This window comes from Kribbella sp. NPDC051620 (assembly GCF_044453825.1).
Lineage (GTDB): Bacteria > Actinomycetota > Actinomycetes > Propionibacteriales > Kribbellaceae > Kribbella.
This window is the reverse complement of sequence record NZ_JBITDB010000003.1, coordinates 1,003,873-1,018,862: the sequence shown is the minus strand read 5'-3', so window position 1 is coordinate 1,018,862 and position 14,990 is coordinate 1,003,873. Positions and strand designations below refer to the sequence as shown.

The 14,990-nt window shown below is 66.7% G+C and carries 14 protein-coding genes; 6 read left to right on the top strand and 8 right to left on the bottom strand.

Going from position 1 to position 14,990, the window contains the following annotated elements; genetic code table 11:
• Positions 1–17: 17 nt before the first annotated feature.
• From ACIA12_RS17730 to ACIA12_RS17705, 6 genes are read right to left on the bottom strand one after another with little or no spacing between them, the layout of a single operon-like run.
• Complete coding sequence (locus ACIA12_RS17730; RefSeq protein ID WP_396368062.1) at positions 18–1,319, bottom strand: alpha-glucosidase/alpha-galactosidase; 1,302 nt, start codon at positions 1,317–1,319, stop codon at positions 18–20.
• A complete protein-coding gene (locus ACIA12_RS17725) occupies positions 1,316–1,903 on the bottom strand; it encodes a PfkB family carbohydrate kinase (protein ID WP_396368061.1) in 588 nt (195 codons plus the stop codon). The genes ACIA12_RS17730 and ACIA12_RS17725 overlap by 4 nt, the downstream gene beginning before the upstream one ends.
• Before the next feature lie 5 nt (positions 1,904–1,908).
• Positions 1,909–2,727, bottom strand: a complete 819-nt coding sequence (locus ACIA12_RS17720; protein ID WP_396368060.1) for a carbohydrate ABC transporter permease — start codon at positions 2,725–2,727, stop codon at positions 1,909–1,911.
• Entirely contained in the window at positions 2,724–3,680 is a 957-nt protein-coding gene (locus ACIA12_RS17715) for a carbohydrate ABC transporter permease (protein WP_396368059.1), read from the bottom strand. The genes ACIA12_RS17720 and ACIA12_RS17715 overlap by 4 nt, the downstream gene beginning before the upstream one ends.
• Positions 3,650–4,933: an ABC transporter substrate-binding protein gene (locus ACIA12_RS17710; RefSeq protein ID WP_396368058.1), complete on the bottom strand. Its 1,284-nt coding sequence runs from the start codon at positions 4,931–4,933 to the stop codon at positions 3,650–3,652. The genes ACIA12_RS17715 and ACIA12_RS17710 overlap by 31 nt, the downstream gene beginning before the upstream one ends.
• Positions 4,934–4,968: 35 nt before the next feature.
• Positions 4,969–5,766 (bottom strand): endo alpha-1,4 polygalactosaminidase, encoded by a 798-nt coding sequence (locus tag ACIA12_RS17705; RefSeq protein WP_396368057.1) that lies wholly within the window; start codon positions 5,764–5,766, stop codon positions 4,969–4,971.
• A 304-nt stretch (positions 5,767–6,070) separates the two neighbouring features.
• Between ACIA12_RS17705 and ACIA12_RS17700 the strand changes: the two genes are divergently transcribed.
• The 6 genes from ACIA12_RS17700 to ACIA12_RS17675 are packed head-to-tail and all read left to right on the top strand — an operon-like array spanning position 6,071 to position 13,267.
• The gene (locus tag ACIA12_RS17700) at positions 6,071–7,102 is read left to right on the top strand and encodes a LacI family DNA-binding transcriptional regulator (protein ID WP_396368056.1); all 1,032 of its coding nucleotides are present in this window, start codon (positions 6,071–6,073) and stop codon (positions 7,100–7,102) included.
• A complete protein-coding gene (locus ACIA12_RS17695; RefSeq protein WP_396368055.1) occupies positions 7,099–8,388 on the top strand; it encodes an extracellular solute-binding protein in 1,290 nt (429 codons plus the stop codon). Before ACIA12_RS17700 ends, ACIA12_RS17695 begins: the two co-directional genes overlap by 4 nt.
• Positions 8,385–9,278 carry a carbohydrate ABC transporter permease gene (locus tag ACIA12_RS17690; RefSeq protein WP_396368054.1) on the top strand — a complete coding sequence of 298 codons (894 nt, stop codon included), beginning with the start codon at positions 8,385–8,387 and terminating at the stop codon, positions 9,276–9,278. The genes ACIA12_RS17695 and ACIA12_RS17690 overlap by 4 nt, the downstream gene beginning before the upstream one ends.
• Positions 9,275–10,105: a carbohydrate ABC transporter permease gene (locus tag ACIA12_RS17685; RefSeq protein ID WP_396368053.1), complete on the top strand. Its 831-nt coding sequence runs from the start codon at positions 9,275–9,277 to the stop codon at positions 10,103–10,105. The genes ACIA12_RS17690 and ACIA12_RS17685 overlap by 4 nt, the downstream gene beginning before the upstream one ends.
• A gap of 22 nt (positions 10,106–10,127) precedes the next feature.
• Positions 10,128–11,186: a glycosidase gene (locus ACIA12_RS17680; protein WP_396368052.1), complete on the top strand. Its 1,059-nt coding sequence runs from the start codon at positions 10,128–10,130 to the stop codon at positions 11,184–11,186.
• Positions 11,183–13,267: a hypothetical protein gene (locus ACIA12_RS17675; RefSeq protein ID WP_396368051.1), complete on the top strand. Its 2,085-nt coding sequence runs from the start codon at positions 11,183–11,185 to the stop codon at positions 13,265–13,267. The genes ACIA12_RS17680 and ACIA12_RS17675 overlap by 4 nt, the downstream gene beginning before the upstream one ends.
• A 16-nt stretch (positions 13,268–13,283) precedes the next feature.
• Here the strand turns inward: ACIA12_RS17675 and ACIA12_RS17670 are convergent, their stop codons facing one another.
• Complete coding sequence (locus ACIA12_RS17670) at positions 13,284–13,970, bottom strand: helix-turn-helix domain-containing protein (protein WP_396368050.1); 687 nt, start codon at positions 13,968–13,970, stop codon at positions 13,284–13,286.
• 31 nt (positions 13,971–14,001) lie between these two features.
• Positions 14,002–14,946 (bottom strand): VanW family protein, encoded by a 945-nt coding sequence (locus ACIA12_RS17665; protein ID WP_396368049.1) that lies wholly within the window; start codon positions 14,944–14,946, stop codon positions 14,002–14,004.
• Between the last annotated feature and the right edge of the window lie 44 nt (positions 14,947–14,990).

The following is a 14,990-nucleotide window of genomic DNA, read 5'->3' as shown; positions in this document are numbered from 1 at the left end:
GCAGCCGCCCGCCGCAGTTACAAGGAGAGTTTAGTGCGGAGCGCCGGTGCCAGATAGTTGCTGTGAGCACCTACCAGGTCGTTCGCCAGCGCCCAGATCTCCGGTGCGGTCAGCGCTGCGGACGTTGCGGGGTCGACCATCATCGCCTGACGGATGGCCCGGGGGTCGTCTTCGAGTGCGGCTTTGACGACCAGTTCGTTGACGTTGATGTAGGCGCGGTTCAACGCCGCGCATTGGGGTGGGAGGGCGCCTACTGAGGTGGGTTGGACGCCCAGGGAGTCAACCAGGCAAGGGACTTCGACTACCGCGCCGTCGGGGAGGTTGGAGATCAGGCCGGTGTTCACCACATTGCCGTAGATGGTTCGGGGGGTGCCGGTGACGATGCTGTGGATGACCTGGGGGGCGTACTCCATCGTGCCTTCGACCGGTAGCGGGTCGCCGGACTTCAGCGCGTCGCGGGTGCCTTCGTAGAGGGCGACGTTCTCCTCGACGATTCGCAGGTAGTCGCCGACGGGCAGCCGCAGGCGCTCCACCTCGGACGCGTCATGCAGGTACCACGGCACGTACTCCGACGAGTGCTCGCTCGTCTCCGTCGGGTAGTGACCGAGCCGCTTGTACATGTCCACCCGCACCCGCCGAGCCAGCTCCGGGTCCCGCGCGATGACCTCGTCCAGTACCGGATACAGATTGCGCCCCTGGTGCTCGAACCGCAGCACCCACGCCTGATGATTGACTCCGGCAGCCAGATAGGACACCTCGCCCAGAGGCACGCCTACCAGCGCCGACAGGTCGTTCATCGTCCAGTAGACCGAGTGGCACAGACCGACGACATTCCGTACGCCGAGCGCCGACAGGTACCAGACATTCATCGCCATCGGGTTCGTGTAGTTCAGCAGCCACGCATCCGGGCAGAGCTCCGCGATGTCGGCCGCCAGCCCCCGCAGTACCGGGAAGGTCCGCAGTGCCCGGAACACCCCGCCGACGCCGAGCGTGTCCGCGATCGTCTGCCGTACTCCGTACCGCGCCGGGATCTCGAAGTCGATACGGGTGGCCTCGTTCATCCCCACCTGGACGATGTTGATCACGAAGTCGCACCCGTCCAGCGCCGCGCGCCGATCGAGATGCGCGCTGATCCGCGGCGAAACCCCCAACGAAGCAGCGATGGCGGCCGCAGCCCCCGCCGCAGTGGCGAGCCGCTCAGGATCGATGTCATGCAAGGCGATCCGCAGCTCACCGAGATCCTTGAAGCTGAACAGATCAGCCAGCAACCCCTGGGTGAAGACGACGCTCCCAGCGCCGATGAACGCGATCTTCGTCATCGCGCACTCTCCACGGCGATCGACAACGCCCGATCCCGGCCGAGCCCGCGCAGCATGGCGGCCAGATACCCGGCGTCGAAGCCGTCGCCGGCCGCGTCCACAGCAAGACCACCGACCTCCACCGCAAGGCCACCGACCGATCGCACCTTCGACCCGTCATGAGTCAGCGCCCCAGCAGCACCATCCCGTACCACCACCAGCGGCCCACGCCGAGCCAGGATGCCGGCCGCGTCGGCCAGTACGGGATGTCCTGTCAGAGCATGGGCCGCAGCAGCGTTGAGGAGCAGTACGTCGGTCACCCGCAACACCCCGTCCAGTACTACGCGGTCCCAGCGCCCCGACGGGTCGTCATCGATGGCGAGAGATGTAGACGCCTTGTGGTTCTTCGCGTCCTTGAAGATGACCGCCAGCCGGGATGCCAGCTTGGGCGTCCCGTAGAACGAGGTCGCATGCAGATGCCGCGTCGACTGCAGCAAATCATCTGGTTGGGCCGAGACCTGAGCGCTGAGCCCAAGCCGCGCCGCGCCACTCGCCAGGATGCCGGCAGAGTCGGCGTCGCCGATTACTAGTAGGTCCCACTTCATATGTATCAACCTTTGAGTCCGGTAGAAGCCAGCGAGCGGATGAACGCCTTCTGGGCCAGCAGGAAGCCCAGCAACACAGGCACGACCGTGATGACGTTGCCCGCCATCACCGCCGCCCACTGGGTGTGGTGCTGGCCCTGGAAGGTCGTCAGGCCGAGCTGGAGCGTGTAGTTGGTGTCGTGGTTGATGGCGATCAGCGGCCAGGTCAGGTCGTTCCAAGTGCTCAGGAACGTCAGCACCGCGACCGTGCTGAGCGCAGGCCTGGCCAGCGGAAGTACAACGGACACGAGGATCCGCAGCCGCCCGCAGCCGTCCAGCCAGGCCGCCTCCTCCAGCTCACGCGGCAAGGAGACGAAGAACTGCCGGAACAGGAACACCGAGAACGGCGTCACCAGCGACGGCACGATCAGCGCGCCGAGGGTGTCGATCAGCCCGAGTTCCTTCATCACCAGGAACGTCGGGATCATCGTCAGCTGGAACGGGATCACCATCGTCGCCAGCATCAGCCCGAGCATCAGCTTCGACCCGGCGAACCGCATCCGCGCGAAGGCATACCCGCCCAGCGACCCGAGCACCAGATTGGCACTCACCGCGACCGCCGAAACGATGAACGAGTTGAGGAACCACCTTGGGAACAACGCGTTTCCCAGCACGAAGCGATACCCGTCCAGCTTGATGCCAGAAGGAATCAGTGCCGGCGGGAACCGGTTGATCTCCGCATTGCTCATCACCGAGCTGACCAGCAGCCAGAGCAGCGGCAACGCGAACAACGCAGCCAGCGGCGCCAGTACGAGATGCCAAGGACTGAAGGGCAGTCTCTTCATCGCGCGACCCTCCGGCGGTAGATCTGCAAGGCGAGCCCGATGACGAGCAACGCGACGGCCAGCGCGTACGCCGCGGCCGCGCTGTAGCCGGCCGTGAAGGTCTTGAACGCCTTCTCCCAGATGAAGTACACGATCACGGTCGTCGAGCCGAGCGGCCCGCCCTTCGTGGTGACGAAGACCAGATCGAACACCTGCAACGCGTTGATCGTCTGGAACAGCACCAGGAAGATCGTCACCGGCGTCAGCGTCGGCAGCACCACGTGCCGCAGTACGCCGGAACGCCCCGCCCCATCGATCCGCGCCGCCTCGACCAACTCGTTGGGCACCCCTTGCAGCCCCGCGAGATAGACGATGACGCAGAACCCGGTACCGCTCCACAACGAGATCGCGACGAGCAGATACAGCGCCTGCCCCGGATCGCTGAAGAAGCCCTGCGCCGGCAGCCCCAGCTTGTGCAGCACCGAGTTGGCCGCCCCGAACTCCGGGTCGAGCACGAACGAGAACAGCACCCCCTGCGCGGCCGCCGAGACGACGAACGGCACGAACACCAACGTCCGGTAGAGACTGATGAACCGGATCTGCCGATCCAGCATCAACGCGATCGCCAACCCGCCGACCACGCTGAGCGGCACATACAACACGGTGTAGAGCAACGTGTGCTCAACAGCTGACGCAAAAGCCGGATCAGCCGCCAGCGCCTTGTAGTTGGCCAGCCCGACCCACGAGCTCGGCGAGACCAGATCGTTCGACTGGAACGACAACAGCAGCGACCACAGCACCGGTACGACGCTGAGCCCGATGATGATCAGCACGGACGGACTCACGAAGGCCCAGGCGGTCGCCCCTTCACCCCGGGTACGCCGCTTCGCCGCCGCCCGCCGCGCTCGAGGGTCGATCGTGAAGGTACCGACGACGCTGGCCATCAGCTCGGCACAGCCAGCAGAGCGTTGCATGCCTTGACGCACTCACCGAGCGCGTCGGCAGGCGACTTCTTGCCCAGCAGCACGGCGACCGTCGCCTCACCGAGATGCTGCGAGATCTGCGGGTACTGCGTGATCGTCGGCCGTACTCGCGCTGTCTGGAGCGAATCGACAAACACCTGCAACCCCTTCGTCGCCGTCGCGTGCTTCTTCCACGCGGGCAGGGCGGCCGTCGTCGTGCTGACCGGGAGACTGCCGGCCTGGATGTCCCAACGGACGTCCTGCTGGGGATCGTTCAGCCACTTCACGAACTCGGTCGCCGCCTTGACCCGCGCCTTGCCGTTGTCGAACACGGTCCAGGTGTCGGGACCCGAGATGGTGACGGGCTTACCGGAGTAGGTGGGAATTGGTACGACGCCGTAGTCGATGCCCTTGTCAAGGACATCGGGGAGCTGCCAGGGGCCGGTGGCAACCATTGCCATCCGGCCGCCGAGGAAGACCTGGTAGAGCTGCTCACTGCCCGGTTTGGGGTCGATGTACAGGGACTTGTCGGAGCGCAGCTTGTCGAGCGTGCCGAGCACCTGCTCGCCGACCTTGTCGAAGGCGACCGACTTGCCGTCCTCGGTGACCACGTCGCCGCCGAGGTCCCAGATCATCGGCCAGAGCCGCCAGACCGTGTCCTCGTCGCCGACGCCCGGCCAGCCGGTCCCGAAGATGCCCTTGGCCGGGTTGTTCAGCCGCTGGGCGGTGCTGACGAAGTCGTCCCAGGTCCAGTTCGCCTTCGGTTCCGGCACCCCGGCCGCGGCGAAGAGCTTCTTGTTGTAGACAACGCAGAGCGAGTCGAGCAGGGCCGGCATCGCCCGGACCTTGCCCTTGACCGTGACGGCGTCGCGGGCGGCCGGCCAGGCGTCCTTGAGGTCAACCGTGCTTGACAGGTCCACCACCTGAGGGCTGCGGGTGATGCTGGCGAGGTCCGACCCGAAGATGTACGCGATATCCGGGAAGGACCCCGCCGCCAGGCCAGCGGTGACCTTCTGCAGCATGCTGTCCGCCGTCACCCCACCGCCACCGCCGACGATCTTGATCTGTGGATGCGTGTCGTTGAACTGCTTGATCAAGGCATCGAGCGCCTTCTTGCCGGTGTCGGTCTGGCCGTGCCAGAGATCGACGGTGACGACGCCACCGGCTGCCTCGTCATCGCTTGACTTGCCGCAGGCTGCGAGAGTGCCGACGGCGGCCAGGGCGAGGGAGAAGCGAAGGATGTCGCGACGGGTTGGTGCAGACATGGGTTACCCCTAGGGCTGGGCTTCTGGGAGGGTGATCAGCAGGTCTTGCGGACGTAACCGCTGGTACCGGGCGTGGAGACGTCGACGTCGCGCTGGACGATGCTCAACGTGGATCCGAAGCCGGAGCAGGCTTTCGTACGGCCCGCGTTGGTGTACTCGATCACGATGACGTTGTTGCCGAAGTAGTCGACGTAGTCGCCGCACTCGTTGTACTGGCCGCACTCCTCGGCGACCGCGAAGTCCAGGCCGACACTGGTCCGGTACTGCGCCAGGTCGACGGTGTTCTTCTGTGCGATGGCCAGGTTCTTCAGATGCGCGTGGTCGGCCAGCAGTTTCAGGTACGTCCGCGCCTGGGCCGTGGTGAGCAGGCCCTTGGAGCGCTCGTAGCTGTCGTAGTTGTCCGGCTCGATCGCCTTGTAGCCCTTGGCGGCGCAGCCGTCGATCCAGCCGTTGACCTTGGCGGCGACGCGGGCGGCCTTGGCGCCCCGGATGTCGAGCAGCGCTTCGCCCCAGTCCTCATCGATGACGAGGTTGCCGGAGGCGTCGCGGAGCAGCAGGTCGGAGTCCCACTGGCCCTGCTCGCCGGGCTGGACCTGGAAGGCGTTCACGTAGCAGATGTTGTAGAGGCCGGCGGCCGGGGAGGCGGTCCGGTCGCGGGTGACGACCTGGACACCGGCGGGTGGCGTGTAGGCGCCACCGATCTGGTAGTCGAACTTGGCGTGGGTGGGCGGACGGGTGACGGCCGCTTCGGCGGCCGTCGGCATGAGGATGAGGGCGGTAGCGGCTGCGATCGCGGCGGCCGCGGCGGCTGCGATCAATTTGGAACGGGACACGATTTGCTCCATCGGTCCTGGGGACGCTACCCCGCCTCGGGCCGTCGCCCTGGCGCCTGAAAACCGGACTCCGAACTGCGTTCGCTACCGGCTGGGTGCGTCACTGCAGCGGGGGCTGGGTGGCCCGGCGCTGATGGCTTAGTTAAGCGACCAGGTGACGCACCGTCAAGAGAAACTGCAAACGAGTGCGCGGAAACCTTCGGTTAGCGCATTCCCGTGCATCCAGCCCGAACTCTTGACGCCGACCGTTTATACCGGTTTAGTGAGCCATTAAACCGGTTTAAACACTCACCGAAGGACGCAGATGAGCAAGGAACGGCCGACGATCGCGGATGTCGCGAGCCGCGCAGGCGTTTCCAAGGGCGCGGTCTCGTTCGCGCTGAACGGCCGCCCCGGGCTGGCGCAGACCACCGTCGACCGGATCCTGGCGGCTGCCGACGAGCTCGGCTGGCGGCCGAGCAACCGGGCCCGTTCGCTCTCGGTCTCGAAGGCGTTCGCGCTCGGCCTGGTGATCACCAGGGACCCGGCCGTACTGTCCTCGGACCCGTTCTTCCCGGCCTTCATCGGTGGGGTCGAGAGCGTGCTCGCACCGCGCGGGCAGGCCCTCGTCCTCCAGGTCGTCGCACCCGGCGAGGGTGAGGAGGCCGGGTACCGGCGGCTCGCTCAGGACGGGCGCGTCGACGGGGTCTTCCTCTCCGACCTCCGGCACGACGATCCCCGGATCGACCTGCTCACCTCGCTCGGCCTGCCGGCCGTCACGCTGAACCGCCCCGAGGGTCCCTCGCCCTTCCCCGCGGTCTGTCTGGACGACCGGCCGGGCACGATCGCGGTCGTCCAGCACCTGCTCGAGCTCGGCCATCGCCGGATCGCGCACGTCGCCGGTCCGCAGGTCTTCGTGCACGCGACGGCCCGTACCGAGGCCTTCGTCTCTGCCCTCGCCGCGGCAGGTCTGCAGCCTGCCGCGATCGAGATCAGCGATTTCACCGCCGTCGGCGGGATCGAGTCGACCAAGCGGTTGCTCGCCCTGCCGGATCGGCCGACCGCGATCGTCTACGCCAACGACCGGATGGCGATCGCGGGCCTGGGCGCCGCGCAACAAGCCGGCTTGCGGGTGCCCGACGACCTCAGCGTGGCCGGCTTCGACGACAGCGAGCTCGCCGAGTTCGTCCATCCCGGTCTGACCACCGTGCGCGCCGATCCCTACGCCTTCGGCGAGGCGGCGGCGCGCACCCTCAACCAGCTCATCGACGGCGACGGGAGCGCAGTACCGGATGTGGAACTGCCGCCGGCCCGTCTGATCATCCGGCGTTCAACTGCCAACCTGGAGGACTCATGAAACGCAAAGTCATGGCCGCTGTAGTGGCCCTCGGCCTGGCCGGCACTACGGCCTGCGGCAGCGGAGGCGGCGGTGGCAGCGCCGACGAGGCCGCCCAGGCTCGTGGCGAGATCACCGTCTGGCTGTCGAACAACGCCGAGGAAGTGGCCTGGGGCAAGCAGATGGTGGCTGCTTGGAACACGGCTCACCCGGACCAGAAGGTCACCGCACAGGAGATCCCGACGGGTAAGAGCTCCGAAGAGGTGATCGGCGCCGCGATCACCGCGGGCAACGCGCCCTGCCTGATCTTCAACACCTCGCCGGCGTCCGTCTCGCAGTTCCAGAAGCAGGGTGGCCTGGTGGCGCTCGACAGCTTCAGTGACGGCAAGTCGTACGTCGAGGAGCGGTCCGGCAAGGTCGCCGAGCAGTACAAGTCGACCGACGGCAAGTACTACCAGCTGCCGTGGAAGGACAACCCGGTGATGATCTTCTACAACAAGAAGGCCTTCACCAAGGCGGGACTCGACCCGGCCAAGCCGGCACTGTCGACGTACGACGAGTTCCTCGCCACCTCGCGCAAGCTGGTCTCGTCGAAGGCCGCGAAGTTCGCGATCTACCCGGCGCCGAGCAACGAGTTCTACCAGTCCTGGTTCGACTTCTACCCGTTGTTCGCGGCTGAGACGGGCGGCAAGCAACTCGTTGCCGACGGCAAGGCCCAGTTCGCGTCGGAGGAGGGCAAGAAGGTGGCCGGGTTCTGGCGGACGCTGTACGCCGACAAGCTCGCGTCGCAGGAGAAGTACACGGGTGACTCGTTCGTCGACGGCACCGCGGCGATGGCGATCGTGGGTCCGTGGGCCATCGCGACGTACAAGGGCAAGGTCGAGTGGGGCGCAGTACCGGTTCCGACCCCGACGGGTAAGCCGGCCGGCGAGACGTACACGTTCAGCGATGCGAAGAACGTTGCGATGTACTCGGCGTGCAAGAACCGGGGCACGGCGTGGGATGTGCTGAAGTTCGCCACCAGCAAGGAGCAGGACGGCAAACTGCTGCAGGGCACCGGTCAGATGCCGCTGCGCGCTGACGTGGCCGGCGCCTATCCGGAGTACTTCGCGAAGAACCCTGACTACAAGCAGTTCGCCGACCAGGCGGCTCGTACGGTCGAGGTGCCGAACGTGCCGAACTCGATCGCGATCTGGCAGACCTTCCGCGACGCGTACTCCAAGTCCGTGATCTTCGGTCAGCAGGACCCGGGCGCAGCCCTCGACGGTGCCGTCCAGAAGGTCGACCAGCTCGCTGCCGGATCATGAGTCGCCGCTTTTCCGCAGTACTGGGCAAGCAGCCGATCGGTACCGCGTTCGTCACGCCGTACGTCGTGTTCCTGGCGGTGATCTTCGCCTATCCGCTCGGCTTCGCCGTCTACATGTCGTTCCACGACTACTTCTTCACCGCGCCGGGCGCGATCGTGGACCGGCCGTGGGTCGGCTTCGCGAACTACGCGACGGTACTGTCGGATCCCGCCGTCCGGCGCTCGTTCGTGAACGTCGGGATCTTCCTGGTGATCAACGTCCCGCTGACCGTCATCTTGTCGCTGGTACTGGCCTACGCCCTGAACAGCGCGATCCGCTGGCGGACGTTCTTCCGGGTCAGCTACTACGTCCCGTACGTCGCGGCGAGCGTCGCCGTGGTGGGGGTCTGGCTGTTCCTGTTCAACTCGAACGGCCTGGTCAACTCGGTCCTCGGTCCGCTCGCGCCGGATCCGTCCTGGTTGGTGAACTCGAACCTGGCGATGCCGACCGTGGCGTTGTACGTGACCTGGAAGCAGCTCGGATTCTTCATCCTGCTCTACCTGGCCGCGTTGCAGAACGTGTCGAAGGACCTGTACGAAGCGGCGTCGATGGATGGCGCCGGGCGGCTGAAGTCGTTCTGGAACGTCACCGTGCCGGGGGTACGGCCGGCGACCACGTTGGTCGTCCTGCTCGCCACGGTGACCGGGGCGAATCTCTTCACCGAGCCGTACCTCCTCACGGGTGGCGGCGGTCCGGACGGTCACTCGGCCTCGCCGGTGCTGATCATGTACCAGAAGGGAATCGAGCAGGGGAATCCTGACATCGGTTCCGCGATCGGAGTGCTGCTCGTGATCGGCGTACTGCTGCTGGCCGTGGTCGAACGCCGCTTCGTGGGGCGGGAGGACCGATGAGAAACAAGTCTCCGCTGCGGTTCGTGCTCCTGCTGGTCGGCGCGTTCGTCTTCCTGTTTCCCTTCTACTACATGCTGATCGGCTCGCTGCAGGCGGAGCCGGATCCGTCGATCAAGGGCGCATTCCCTGACCCGTCGAACCTGACGGGGCACAACTACGCCGAGATCAACGCGGCGATCCATCTTGGCAAGTCGTTGCTGAACTCGGGCATCTTCACCGGTGGCGTCATCCTCGGCACGCTCGTCTTCGGGGTGCTGGCCGGCTATGCGCTGGCACGGCTGCAGTTCCGGGGCCGGGGGATGGTGTTCAACCTGATGCTGCTCGTCCAGGTGGTTCCGTTCCAGCTGCTGACGATTCCTTTGTACGTGATGATCGTCCGCAGCTACGGCCTGGCCGACTCGTACCTCGGCATGATCGCTCCCTTCGCGATCAACTCGACGGCGGTGTTCGTCTTCCGGCAGTACTTCCTGCAGTTGCCGCAAGAGCTGTTCGACGCGGCCCGGATCGACGGGGCCAACGAGCTGAACATCCTCTGGCGGGTGGCGATCCCGCTGGTGAAGCCGGCCTTGCTCACCGGCGTACTGCTGACCTTCATCGGGCCGTGGAACGAGTTCCTCTGGCCGTTCCTGATCACCAAACAACAAGACCTGCAACCGCTGGCGGTCTCCTTGTCGAACTACCTGACCACCGTGTCGGCACGGGCGGCGAACCCGTTCGGCGCCGTGCTGGCCGGGGCCTGCGTGCTGGCCGCTCCGGCGGTCGGGTTGTTCATCGTCTTCCAGCGCCGCTTCATCTCGTCCAGCCTCGAATCCGGGGTCAAAGGCTAGTTCTTCTGAGAGGTTTTCCGCTGTGACTGTTCCCTATACTTTGACGCGCCTCGGTGTCGTGATGACGCCGGAGCCGGGCAACTCGCTCGAGTCCGAAGGGGTGCTCAACCCGGCCTCCGGTCACACTCCTGACGGACAGCTCTACCTGCTGCCGCGTTTGGTTGCTCCGGGCAACGTCTCGCGGGTCGGCCTGGCTGCTGTCGAGCTGACTGACGGCGTACCGACCGGGGTTCGTCGTGAGGGCATCGTGCTCGCGCCGGACGAGGGCTGGGAGCGTGGGCTCAACAACGCAGGCGTCGAGGACCCGCGGGTGACGTGGATTCCTTCGCTGGGCAAGCATGTGATGACGTATGTGGCCTACGGACCTCTCGGACCCAAGCCTGCGCTCGCTGTCTCGGATGACCTGCGTTCCTGGCAGCGGCTCGGACCGTTGCACTTCGAGTACCAGGCGTCGCTGGACACGGATCTGAACCTGTTCCCCAACAAGGACACGGTGTTCTTCCCGGAGCCGGTGCCGGGTCCGGACGGGTCGCCTTGTTACGCGATGTTGCATCGGCCGATGTGGGACCTCGGGTGGTTCCGCGAGGGGGAGGGCGTGCATCTTCCGGCTGGGGTGAAGGACGACCGGCCCGGGATCTGGGTTTCCTTTGTGCCGGTTTCCGAGGTCGAGCGGGATCTGCGCAACCTCGTGCACCTGCGGTCGCACACGTTGGTGGCGATGCCGGAGTTCGCCTTCGAGGAGCTCAAGATCGGTGCGGGGCCGGCGCCGCTGCGGGTGCCGGAGGGGTGGCTGGTCATTCATCACGGCGTGACGGGGGAGCAGCCCAAGGGGTTCGATCCGACCACGCAGAAGGTCAGCTATGCGGCTGGTGCGCTGTTGCTGGATCCGTTGGACGTGACGCGGGTTCTCGACCGTACGGCGGAACCGATCCTGGTGCCGGAGACCGAGGAAGAGCGGATCGGCACGGTCGGCAACGTCGTCTTCCCCACCGCCATCGAACAGGTCGATGGCGTCCACTACGTCTTCTACGGCATGGCCGACGCAAAAATCGGCGTTGCCAGACTGGACCGACTCCCATGACGCTCACCCGCCGAACCGTCCTCGGCGGCTCCCTCGCCGCTGCCACCGCCGGCTTTGCAGCCACCGCCTCGGCCACGGCCGTCTCGGCCACCGCGACCGGCGTTGCCGCCTCCGCCTCCGCCAGTGCTCTGCCGGGTGCGCCAGCCGCCTCATCGGGTGCCCTCACCAACCTCGCTCACCTCGACTACCTCGGAGCCCTGGTCTCACCGCCTTTGACCGAGGGGCACTCGACCTATGGGTCAGGCCCGGTCGGTGTGTTGTGGACGTATGCGGACCGCCGCGACGACGGCTCCTATGCCCGCATCGGTGGCGGTACCTACGACCCAGCCACCAACACCTACGGCCAGGGCGCCTTCAACGCCGACGACCTGGCCCGGGCTGCTGTCGTCTACCTGCGCCACTTCCAGCTCCGAGGCGACGCGCACAGCCGAGCCGCGGCATACGGGTTACTGCGCGGATTGACCTTCCTGCAGACGGCTAGCGGCCCCAACGCGGGCAACGTGGTGCTGTGGATGCAACCGGACGGCACGCTCAACCCCAGTGCCGACCCGGTGGAGCTGCCTGACCCATCGGACTCCGGCCCGGCGTACTGGCTGGCCCGCACGGTCTGGGCGCTGGGGGAGGGCTACGCCGTCTTCCGGGCGGTAGACCCAGGGTTTGCCGCGTTCCTACGTGAGCGACTCGAGCTGGCGATCGCTGCGCTCGAACGGCAGGTACTGGTCCACTACGGCACCTGGAACATCGTCGACGGCCGCCGCGTACCGGCCTGGCTCATCGTGGCCGGTGCCGACGCCACCTCGGAAGCCGTCCTCGGCCTGGCCGCCTATGTCCATGCTGGCGGATCCGCCCGGGCCCGCCGCGCCCTGGAGCGGTTCTCCGAAGCAGTAGCCGCCATGGCGGCCGGGGACAGCCAGACCTGGCCCTTCCGCGCACTGCTCCCGTGGGGCGAGTCGATCTCCGACTGGCACGCCTGGGGCGCCCAGATGCCCTCCGCCCTAGCCGCCGCGTCATCCGTACTCCGCAAGCAGCGTCTGCTGGACCCTGCTCTTGATGACGCGGCCGGCTTCACCCCACTGCTCATGACCGCCGGCGGCCCCGACAACGGCTGGCTCCCAGCGCCGATCGACCGGACCCAGATCGCCTATGGCGTCGACGCGCGCCTACAAGCCCTGCTCGGAGTAGCATCCGCCGCCAACCGCCCCGGCCTGCTACAGGTCGCCGCCTTCGTCGCAGCCTGGTACTTCGGCGCGAACCGCGCAGGCACAGCCATGTACGACCCCGCAACCGGCCGTACCTATGACGGCATCTCCACCGAGGGAGTCGTCAACCGCAACTCGGGTGCCGAATCCACCATCCACGGCCTGCTCTCCATGCTCGCCCTGGACGCCCACCCGACGCTGGCAACCCAAGCTCGCCTCCTAGGCCCCACCACCCGCACCCTCTCCGGCCTCCACACTGTCGAAGCCGAATCAGCAACCCTCACCGGTGGCGCCACGGTCATCACCCCACCATCCCCCTGGACCGGCGAGTCCCAATGGAGCAACAACTCCTACGTAGCCTTCCCGCCAGGCAGCAAAGCCCAATGGTCACTCCCACCCAGCGACCAGCCCCAACTAGCCCTACCCATCATCGACACAGTCCCCGACCGCCAAGCGGGCCGAACCACCTGGTCAGCCAACGCCCACCCCCTAGGCACCCTCAACCACGGCACCGCCGGCCCCCAAGGAGTTTCTGCCGCCCCCGGCGCCCTACTCCCACGCACCCTCCCCACCTACATCCCCTCCGGCACCACCCAGCTCACCGCCACGGCCTTCTCTGCCAGCGCATCCACCCTGCGCGTGGATGCTGTTCTGCTTTTGCCTTTGATCTCGAAGCTCCAACTGAGCTCGGCATCGGCAACTGCAGTTCTGCTCACGAGCGTCGACACCCACCCGCGCTCGCACGCGGTGACGGTGGGATCGGCTCGCCGCAGTACCGTCTCCGCCTACGACAAGTCCGGCGCCCTCAAAACCCGCTTCACCACCACCGCCCGGACCTTCGAAGCCCCCGTCCAACCCGGAGGCTTCACCACCGTCCTTTGAGCGCCTCCGCACATTGTCAGGCCAGCAGAGTCCGCGGCGGCACCCCGGCAAGTGCCTTCACCTCGCGGGTGAAATGAGCCTGATCCGCATACCCGCTCCGCGCCGCCACCTCCGCCAGCGACAGTCCCGTCCACGCCCGCTCCAGCGCGAGATTCAACCGCAGTACCCGATCCAGCATCTTCGGCCCGTACCCGAACGCATCCAGGCACCGCCGGTACAACTGCCGCTCGCTCAACCCCACGCTCCCCGCCAGCGCCCGTACGCCGACCCCGCGCCGAACCTCACGCAGTACCTGCCCCACCAACCGATCACCCGCCCCGTCGAACACACCACCCGCAGCCTCCTCCAAGGCCAACCCCGGATCGGCGCCCCTCCCGATCCGATCAGCCAGCCGCCGACTCCGCGCCGGCGACCAAACATCGGCCAACGGCACCAGCGAATCCACAACCTCCCGAGCCGGTACGCCGAAAAACCCCGGCCCTGTCCCCGGCGCAAACCGCAACCCGGCAAACCGAACCCCCGCCTCGGCCACCCCCACATGAGCACGCCGATCCGGCCCAGCCACCGCCAACTCGCCCTCGATCCAGAGCAGGTCCATGCAGCCGTCGGGCAGCACCCGATACGGCTCCCCATCCGCCGTACGGGTCCACAGCACGGCCCCGGGCAGCGCCGCCGCCCGCTCGCGATATGCCCCTACGTCCACCCCCCGAGTCTGCAACGCCGCACCGACATTTTCAGCTGGCCGGCGGGTACTGCCGCAGATCGACGTCGATGACGTTCACGCCGGTCGGCACGTACTTGACCACGGCAACGTTCTCCTTGATCAACTCGTCGCCGATCGCCGCGCCGGTTCGGCGGTCGATGACCGTGCGCCAGATCTCGTTGCGGCGGAAGTACTCGGCGCCCGCCCGGAGGAAGCGTTCGCCGCGGGCGAAGACCCGGTACGACGAACTCGTCGATCGCTCGGCCAGGATCTCGCCTTCGAGGTACCGGTCGCCGACGCCGACGCGGAGCTGGAAGGTCTGGTCGGTGTCGTTGCGGAACTGCAGGTCCACATAGTTGTAGACGATGCTGCAGCCGACTCCCCAGGGAAGTACGCGGCCGTTGTCCGGGAACGGGTCGAAGCTGTGGTTCGAGCGTTGCGTCACGGTGAGGGGCGAGTGCAGGACCATCCAGTGCAGCAGGTTCGCGAGCTGGCAGATGCCGCCGCCGATCCCCGGCTTGGCCTGGCCGTTGGACAGCCGCATGCCTTTCAGATAACCCTTGCGACGGGTCGCGTTGCCGACGAGCTTGTTGAAGGAGAAGGTCTCGCCGGGCTTGATCAGCACACCGTCGACCTGCTCACAGGCGAGCTTCAGATTGGTCACCTTGTTGTGCTGCATCCACATCTCGGTCTCACCGAGTTGGCGCAACAGCAGCGACTTGTGCCGCTTCACCCGCACCGGCAGGTCAATCGCCTGCCCGTCCCGCGCGTACGGCGTACTGGATCGCATCCACTCGATCCGCCGCCGGGCCCGGTGATACCGGACAGCAACCGGATAGAGCGCGGGAATCCGTTGCGACCATCGCCGCTCCCCGACCCGCGGCAACATCCGAGCCAACTCCGCAGGAGTCAATTCATCCCACTCGTCCAACGCCCCGCCCGGCTCGAAGGCGGTGCTGGCGGTGCTCTTCTGCATTCGTTCCCCCGGAACGGACTGGATCGATCCCCCTGACCGATCTC

What these genes read in the sequence shown, in the direction of transcription:
- ACIA12_RS17730 (WP_396368062.1), bottom strand. Translation starts at nt 1,319, where the DNA reads ATGACGAAGATCGCGTTCATCGGCGCTGGGAGCGTCGTCTTCACCCAG.
- ACIA12_RS17725 (WP_396368061.1), bottom strand. Translation starts at nt 1,903, where the DNA reads ATGAAGTGGGACCTACTAGTAATCGGCGACGCCGACTCTGCCGGCATC.
- ACIA12_RS17720 (WP_396368060.1), bottom strand. Translation starts at nt 2,727, where the DNA reads ATGAAGAGACTGCCCTTCAGTCCTTGGCATCTCGTACTGGCGCCGCTG.
- ACIA12_RS17715 (WP_396368059.1), bottom strand. Translation starts at nt 3,680, where the DNA reads ATGCAACGCTCTGCTGGCTGTGCCGAGCTGATGGCCAGCGTCGTCGGT.
- ACIA12_RS17710 (WP_396368058.1), bottom strand. Translation starts at nt 4,933, where the DNA reads ATGTCTGCACCAACCCGTCGCGACATCCTTCGCTTCTCCCTCGCCCTG.
- ACIA12_RS17700 (WP_396368056.1), top strand. Translation starts at nt 6,071, where the DNA reads ATGAGCAAGGAACGGCCGACGATCGCGGATGTCGCGAGCCGCGCAGGC.
- ACIA12_RS17695 (WP_396368055.1), top strand. Translation starts at nt 7,099, where the DNA reads ATGAAACGCAAAGTCATGGCCGCTGTAGTGGCCCTCGGCCTGGCCGGC.
- ACIA12_RS17690 (WP_396368054.1), top strand. Translation starts at nt 8,385, where the DNA reads ATGAGTCGCCGCTTTTCCGCAGTACTGGGCAAGCAGCCGATCGGTACC.
- ACIA12_RS17685 (WP_396368053.1), top strand. Translation starts at nt 9,275, where the DNA reads ATGAGAAACAAGTCTCCGCTGCGGTTCGTGCTCCTGCTGGTCGGCGCG.
- ACIA12_RS17675 (WP_396368051.1), top strand. Translation starts at nt 11,183, where the DNA reads ATGACGCTCACCCGCCGAACCGTCCTCGGCGGCTCCCTCGCCGCTGCC.
- ACIA12_RS17665 (WP_396368049.1), bottom strand. Translation starts at nt 14,946, where the DNA reads ATGCAGAAGAGCACCGCCAGCACCGCCTTCGAGCCGGGCGGGGCGTTG.